The organism is Desulfosediminicola sp. (assembly GCF_048381775.1).
Classification (GTDB): domain Bacteria; phylum Desulfobacterota; class Desulfobulbia; order Desulfobulbales; family Desulfocapsaceae; genus Desulfopila; species Desulfopila ganghwensis.
Window position 1 is genome coordinate 26,037 of the sequence record NZ_JBLXGE010000022.1, and the last position, 6,664, is coordinate 32,700.

The window sequence follows — 6,664 nt, forward strand, 5'->3', positions numbered from 1 at the left end:
TAACAGATCTTCGAAATGCATTTTATTGAACGAGAGGCAAGAAAGCCGAATATTTCCGCCAGATTACAATCGGATCCTCGAAGGAGCCAAATCGTCACTCGTGTCCGATGGTCTGAAAAAGGCAAAATCGAACACCAGGTCAAGTTGCGATCCCGAGCGGAAGCTGTCACAGAGAAACATGAACAGCAACCAACGGGGTGTAGTGCATCGTAGGCCCGCCCTCACGTGAAGTGGTCCCAGAAATCCGGGCAGGTTGCTAAGGTGTATCCCATTGATTTGAAGGGATACGAGAATGGCGAAACGCCGGAATTTTTCGGACGCGTTTAAAGCGAAGGTCGCGCTTGAGGCTTTGCGCGGTGACAAGACAATCCAGGAGATCGCAGCCAAGTATCAGGTACACCCGAACCAGGTGAGCACGTGGAAACGTCAGGCTGTCGAGGGCATGGCGGATGTGTTCGCCCGTGGGGGCAAATCCGAGGGACCGACGGAAGCGGAAGTGAAGGAACTGCACGCCAAGATCGGGAGGCTGAGCGTCGAGAACGATTTTTTAGCTCAAGGGCTCAAGAAGTGAGCCCCGCCAAGAAGAAAGCAATGATCCGTCGGGATCATCCGGATCTGAGCGTCAGTCAGCAATGTAATTTGGTGAAGCTGAGCCGGTCGGCGTTCCACTACATGCCAGTCGGGGTCAGCGCGGCAACGCTGGAGTTGATGAAGGCCATCGACCGAGCGTTCACCAAATATCCGTTCTTCGGAAGCCGGCAGATCACTGCCTATTTGCGCCGGGACGGTATCGTAGTCGGCCGCCATCGGGTTCGCCGTCTGATGGCGAAGATGGGGCTGGAAGCGATCTACAAACGGCCGAGAACCAGCCAGCCGCATCCGCAGCACAAGGTTTATCCCTATCTGCTGCGGGGCATGACGATCAATCGGCCGAACCAGGTCTGGTGTTCGGACATCACGTTCATTCCCGTAAAACACGGTTTTCTGTATCTGGTTGCGATTATGGATTGGGCGACACGGAAAGTGCTGTGCTGGCGGCTGTCTAACACGATGCACGCCGACTTCTGCGTTGAAGCCTTGAACGAGGCCATCGCCCGGTTCGGACCGCCGGAGATCATGAACACCGATCAGGGATCACAGTTCACCGGGTCGGCTTGGATCACGACGCTGTCCGAGGCAGGCGTGCGCATCTCAATGGATGGGCGTGGCCGCTATCTGGACAACATTTTTTATCGAACGGCTGTGGCGGAGCCTGAAGCAGGAGGCGATCTATCTGGAAGACCTGACCGACGGCTTCAAGGCACATCGCGTCATCCGGCACTGGATGAAATTTTACAATACCGAACGCCCCCATTCAGCCCTTGAGAATAAAACCCCGAGGGAGGCATACTGGGCTGACAGGAACCTGAAATTGGCGGCATGAAAACCAACCCGGATACACCTTAAATCGGCCGCTGATCTGTCCGGAAAACCGGGACCACTTCATCCAGATAGTCGCGAGTGTCCTTATTATCTGGTTTTTTATTGTTTGGTCTTGATGAGTTGATCTTATAGGTGCCGCTCTGGGGCGGCACCCCCTGCTTGGCTGGATCGGCAGGAGGGGCCGCTTTGGTCGAGTTGATTGCTCCGGGCGTCGACAAGCCGTTGGGCCGATCCGAAGCCAGTCCTTTCTCGCGGTGGATGATGTAACCGTGGGAACAGTCCCCGCAGTCGGGACGGATGTTTTCCACGCGGGTCAGCCATCCGGCAGCGATGAGGTTCTTGACGGCGGTTTGTACGGTGGAGCGGGCCCATTCGAGTTCCTGGGCCATCCTGGCTTGTGATCGGACAGTGTGCCCGTTCCGGTCTGCGTTGCGAGCGAGCATGCACAGCACATGAATATCCCGTGGTTTCAGATCGCGGTCGGTAATGGCACCAGCAGGGACCATGCAGAATTGCGGCTTCTTCGATGGTGAAGGCATGACGTCTCCCTCCGCCGTCCGGGCATGCATGACCATCCGCGCGCCAAAGGGCGTCGGAAGATGTATCAACCGGACGGGACTTCAATGATCGTTGAGGAAAGCGGCTACGCGATAACAGGCTGCTTGCTGAAAGGGCTCGGGACCAATCGCAGGGATGGAGTACAAACAAAAATGCCCCGGCGCTTAGGCCGAGGCGTACGAATCCCGAATACAGAAAAACTACCAACTACTTGACAGGTGATGCAAGCGCCTGGAGCGCTATAAGACCCGTTTTCGACGGGTATTGCGAGACTTTCCAACAGGCTCTGCGTCCAGCAAAGTGAACAGATCCGTTGGAAACGTCAGTTCTATCTTTTGAAGCTCCTGCCGGCGGAATTCCAGAGATCCGCCGTCGCCATATTCCGGGCGATCAACCGAGTGGCCCATCAGTTTGCATCTAAGGCCGTAATCAAGCCCAGCCTCCAGCATGCGTTTTTCAAAAGTGTGGCGTAGCGAATAGATCCGGTGGGCATCTGTCGGAAACAGGCCCTTTTTCCGGAAGTGCTGCATCAGCACCGAGGATAGATTTGTTTCCTTGTCCCGATAGCGCGGGAACCCTTTTGGAGCTCGCTTCATGGCTTCCAGGCTGACGCCGATCAAGGGAATGCGGCGGACGCTTGCATCCGTCTTCACTGCCCGGTTTGGTGAGAAGTCGATGAGAATATGCGGAACCGGTGTGTCCAGTTGGATCCGGTCGGCGGTGATGTTGCAGAGTTCCGATGGTCGGCATCCGGTCTCGATCAGGGCAAGAAGAATAAGAGCCGCGTCTCTGTTGAGGTTGGCGAGTGTGTCCGCCACAAGGATCTTGTCCTGGATCCATGCTGGATCGAACGGGGGAATTTCCTTCTGATCGATCTTCCGTTCCTTGAAGTTGAGAATACGAAAGGGGTTGTCCCGGTTCTCTTCGCCGATGCGAACGAAATACTCCCGATAGAGCCGTCGCATGTTGCCAAGGTCACGTCTGGCCGTGCTCGCCGACATGGCGCGGCCCTTTTTCCCGGTAACGCGGTCCTGCCACCATTTGTGATAGCGGATGGCATCCTCGCGGGAGATGTCTTCCATGGGCTTGTCGCTGACCACCTTGATGAAATTGGCGACCGCGCGTTGCTTCACCTTCGTATAGTGCTTGATCTGGGTGGGGCTCTTGCCCTTCAACTCCAGCGGGGCGATCTGCGTCAGGAACACATCGAGCGCCTCCGAGACCGGGGTCTTTGGGATTGGAACAGTCCCGAGCACCGCCTCTGCGTCAACCTTGAGCTGCTGGCCTGTCTTGCCCTCCAGGGACAAGACCCGTCTCACGACCTCTTCGAGCGGTGCCTCCTTGAGAAGATAATCCATATGCTTCCAGGCAAACCCCAAGGCGAGGGCGCGTTTTTGCGCCGCCTCGTATCTCAGGCGCCCTGCATTCGGGGCGCTTTCTCCTTGTGCCAGGAGCGATGCCCAATGATGGTCGTCCGCTTCCTCGACCGCATCGCGGCGAATCCGGGCGGTTTCCAGGGAGTCAGTATTCAAGGGAACCTGCACGACGTCCCTCGGGTCGAGGTGTTTAACCCGGTTCGGAACCCGGCGCCGGTAGTGCCAGCGGCCACCGCGCCGGTAGAGATACCGGTCCGCGTCGCGCATCCATCCTCACTAAATGTGGGACAAATTGTGGGACAATTTCTGCGATTTGGCAAATAAAAAACCGGCGCGAAGCCGGTTTCTTCAAATTTCTCAATGCTTAAGCTGAGAAGTGGATGGTGCCGGCAGCAGGATTCGAACCCGCGACCCCCTGATTACAAATCAGATGCTCTACCAGCTGAGCTATACCGGCAACGAGAAAGGCTTCTAGCAGAGTTTTTTTAAAAGGTCCCTAGTTTTTCGCATCGGGTAGGGTGCGGCAGGTGGGAAAGCCCGGCCTACGTGGCGAAACTGCCGGAAATCCGGGCTTTTGCGAGGGTACTGCAAGCCCCCGGCTTTGTGGAAAAGCGCGGCGCTCGTGGTATGATGCGAAGTGGCCGGCCCGACGAATGAGCTTGAGACAGTAGAATATTGTGAATATAAAACTCAAGAAATGTACGCGTGCGTGATCCGCAGGTTCTCCGTTGGCCTGGCGTTGGGCGTTTTCGTGCGTGAATCTGATCAGGAGATGTTGTCAATGTTCGTTGCCATGAACCGTTTTCGCGTGAACAAGGGCAGGGAGGCCGATTTCGAAGCGGTCTGGAAGAACCGGGATTCGCAATTGAATGAAATGGCGGGTTTCAAAAGCTTTCATCTCTTGAAAGGGCCGGAAGCGGAGGATGGTACGACGGTTCTTTACGCGTCCCATACGATCTGGAACAGCAAGACCGATTTTCTCGCATGGACCAAGTCGGAACAGTTTCGCAATGCTCATAAGAACGCCGGGCAGAACAAGGACCTCTATGCCGGCCCGCCTCAATTCGAAGGCTTCGCCGCCGTTCTTTGATACATTTGCGCAGGTGGGGCCGATTTTGGGTCCGGTCCCGCTTCGCCTTGATTTGTTTTCAGATCTAACTGGAGGTGCGAATGGAAGATGGCGTTGAATGCATCCCTGTCCTTCCGTCTCTGGATCTCACGGAAACCAGAGATTTCTACGTGGGGCAGCTCGGCTTCGGAATTGTCTATGATGCGCCGACCCGGCTTATCGTACGCCGGGACACGATAGAGATCCATTTCTGGAAGACTGATCGCAAGGAGTTCTGCGAGAACGCGAGTTGCTACATCCGTGGCAGCGGCGTCGATGCCCTCTATGAAGAATTCTCCGCTGGCGAGGTCCCTGGCCTTTCGCCATTCGAAGTGCGACCGTGGGACATGAAGGAGTTCTACCTCCACGATCCGCACGGCAATCTTCTGACGTTTGCGCGTATTCCCTGATAGCAAATGGGCGCTACAGGGATCGTACCCTAGAGGCCCATCTTTTGCCGGGCCACATAAAGTGACAGGACAGCGGCATTGGAGACGTTGAGCGACCTGATCTCGCCGGGCATATCCAGACGGGCGAGGGCACCGCAGGCTTCGCGCACCCCCTGACGCACGCCTTTGCCTTCGGAGCCGAGGACGAGAACCGTCTTGTCTGTGAAGGCGGTTTCCTCGAGCGAGGCCGGGCCGTCACTGTCGAGGGCAATGCACTGGAAGCCGGCTTCCCCCATCTCACTCACGAAACGGGCCATGTTCTTCACGCGCACGTGCCGGATCATATCGAGGGCGCCTGAGGCGGATTTGGCCAAAACCGGCCCTTCCTCCGGAGCGTGGCGTTCGGTGGTAACGACAGCGTCGGCGGCCAGCGCCACCGCAGAGCGCAAAATCGCCCCGACATTATGAGGATCGGTCACCTGATCCAAGGCAAGCACCAGACGGGCGCCTTTCAACTCCTTTACGCCATAGGGGGGCAGGGGATCGGCTTCCAGGATCATGCCCTGGTGCACCGCGTCCTTGGTCACCATCTTGTCGAGAGCACGTGGCGTCATGGTCTCGACCGGAACGTCGATCGGCACCTCCCGTTCGGCGAGGCGGCGCTGCGCATTTTCAGTGGCGTAAAGTTTGAGCCGTTTCCGGGCCCTGTTGCGGAATGCCGCTTCTACGGTGTGAAGGCCATATAGAAGGATAGGACCTTCAGGCGGAAGGCCGGGACGGCGCGGGCGCATGTCTGGCCGGCGCTTTGCCGGGCCTGCCTGGCGGGAGCGGGGGCGGGGGCGGTTGGCTTTATCAGTCATGGGTCCAGATACTGTCAAAGCATCGACAACGGCAAGGCTGAATGTCATGCCACCCGAAATGCGCCCAATCTTTAGAATGCCACCTAGCGGTGCGTTTGAAGCGCAAGTCTTCGGAATCGGGGTCGGGCATCGTTGCGAGGGAGGTGGGAGGCCGCGGGCCCGCTACAATGTTCAAGCTGTTATGATATCGGCCGGTTTGGGCTTGAAAAATTCATCCACAAGCCGGTCTTTGCGAAAAACGATCGCCGTCTGAACAGGGGCGAAAATCCCAAAAGCCCTGCGAAACCCTGCGTTCGACCGGCTCGAGGGTGCGGCCGCGGACAAGGGGTTGCCAAAAAGAATGCGATTTTCTGATTTTCAGTGCCAAAACAGCGTTGACACCCAAGGCCGTCATCTGCATAACACGCGCCACGGGATTGCTCGTCCCCTTCGGACGGGCTCTTCGGTAAGCCATCCTGACCGCTTCGGCGTGAAGTAGGACGTGATGGAGGAGTGCCCGAGTGGCTAAAGGGGACGGACTGTAAATCCGTTGGCTAAGCCTACGTTGGTTCGAATCCAACCTCCTCCACCATCGTCTTTCTTTGTCCGGTGCGCGGGTGTAGCTCAATGGTAGAGCAGCAGCCTTCCAAGCTGATGACGAGGGTTCGATTCCCTTCACCCGCTCCATCATGGGTGCTGATCGGAGTGTCCGGAACGGAAGGTCCTTTCGCCCGGAAAATCCTGAAAGAATATACGGGAAGCAATTCGTCGCTTCGGTCCACGAACGCCGGAAAGCGTCCCGCCTCGAGCCTTTATCGATTGAAACGCGTATTGGACAGAGAGCGACGCGATGGCGAAGGAAAAATTTGAGCGTAACAAGCCGCACGTCAACATCGGCACGATTGGCCACGTTGACCACGGCAAGACGACTCTTACGGCTGCAATCACCATGACGCTGGCTGAAACCGGCGG

Annotated in this window: 6 protein-coding genes, 3 tRNA genes and 1 pseudogene; 6 read left to right on the top strand and 4 right to left on the bottom strand. The window is 57.0% G+C overall.

Going from position 1 to position 6,664, the window contains the following annotated elements:
- The first annotated feature begins 292 nt into the window (after positions 1-292).
- A pseudogene (locus tag ACN5NT_RS23125) lies at positions 293-1,423 on the top strand (IS3 family transposase).
- 19 nt (positions 1,424-1,442) lie between these two features.
- On the opposite strand, the gene ACN5NT_RS23130 reads toward ACN5NT_RS23125, so the two are convergent.
- The 3 genes from ACN5NT_RS23130 to ACN5NT_RS23140 all read right to left on the bottom strand — a co-directional run bounded on the left by ACN5NT_RS23130 (position 1,443) and on the right by ACN5NT_RS23140 (position 3,813).
- Positions 1,443-1,961 carry a helix-turn-helix domain-containing protein gene (locus ACN5NT_RS23130; RefSeq protein WP_419177049.1) on the bottom strand — a complete coding sequence of 173 codons (519 nt, stop codon included), beginning with the start codon at positions 1,959-1,961 and terminating at the stop codon, positions 1,443-1,445.
- Between the two features lie 258 nt (positions 1,962-2,219).
- The gene (locus ACN5NT_RS23135; RefSeq protein ID WP_419177050.1) at positions 2,220-3,623 is read right to left on the bottom strand and encodes a DUF6538 domain-containing protein; all 1,404 of its coding nucleotides are present in this window, start codon (positions 3,621-3,623) and stop codon (positions 2,220-2,222) included.
- Between the two features lie 114 nt (positions 3,624-3,737).
- Positions 3,738-3,813: transfer RNA gene (locus ACN5NT_RS23140), tRNA-Thr, on the bottom strand.
- Positions 3,814-4,137: 324 nt separating this feature from the next.
- Here ACN5NT_RS23140 and ACN5NT_RS23145 point away from each other — a divergent pair.
- A complete protein-coding gene (locus tag ACN5NT_RS23145) occupies positions 4,138-4,446 on the top strand; it encodes an antibiotic biosynthesis monooxygenase family protein (protein WP_419177053.1) in 309 nt (102 codons plus the stop codon).
- An 80-nt stretch (positions 4,447-4,526) separates the two neighbouring features.
- The gene (locus tag ACN5NT_RS23150) at positions 4,527-4,874 is read left to right on the top strand and encodes a bleomycin resistance protein (protein ID WP_419177051.1); all 348 of its coding nucleotides are present in this window, start codon (positions 4,527-4,529) and stop codon (positions 4,872-4,874) included.
- A gap of 29 nt (positions 4,875-4,903) precedes the next feature.
- Here the strand turns inward: ACN5NT_RS23150 and ACN5NT_RS23155 are convergent, their stop codons facing one another.
- Positions 4,904-5,713, bottom strand: coding sequence for a TrmH family RNA methyltransferase (locus ACN5NT_RS23155; RefSeq protein WP_419177052.1), 810 nt, complete (start codon positions 5,711-5,713; stop codon positions 4,904-4,906).
- 486 nt (positions 5,714-6,199) lie between these two features.
- Here ACN5NT_RS23155 and ACN5NT_RS23160 point away from each other — a divergent pair.
- The 3 genes from ACN5NT_RS23160 to ACN5NT_RS23170 form a co-directional block, all read left to right on the top strand.
- Positions 6,200-6,284, top strand: a tRNA-Tyr gene (locus ACN5NT_RS23160).
- Positions 6,285-6,305: 21 nt separating this feature from the next.
- A tRNA-Gly gene (locus ACN5NT_RS23165) sits at positions 6,306-6,379 on the top strand.
- A 163-nt stretch (positions 6,380-6,542) separates the two neighbouring features.
- On the top strand, positions 6,543-6,664 hold a 122-nt coding region (locus ACN5NT_RS23170), incomplete at its 3' end, for a GTP-binding protein (RefSeq protein ID WP_296603487.1).

Excerpts from the sequence above, each read along its gene's own strand:
- ACN5NT_RS23150 (WP_419177051.1), top strand. The coding sequence starts at position 4,527 with ATGGAAGATGGCGTTGAATGCATCCCTGTCCTTCCGTCTCTGGATCTC.
- ACN5NT_RS23135 (WP_419177050.1), bottom strand. The coding sequence starts at position 3,623 with ATGCGCGACGCGGACCGGTATCTCTACCGGCGCGGTGGCCGCTGGCAC.
- ACN5NT_RS23155 (WP_419177052.1), bottom strand. The coding sequence starts at position 5,713 with ATGACTGATAAAGCCAACCGCCCCCGCCCCCGCTCCCGCCAGGCAGGC.
- ACN5NT_RS23130 (WP_419177049.1), bottom strand. The coding sequence starts at position 1,961 with ATGCCTTCACCATCGAAGAAGCCGCAATTCTGCATGGTCCCTGCTGGT.
- ACN5NT_RS23145 (WP_419177053.1), top strand. The coding sequence starts at position 4,138 with ATGTTCGTTGCCATGAACCGTTTTCGCGTGAACAAGGGCAGGGAGGCC.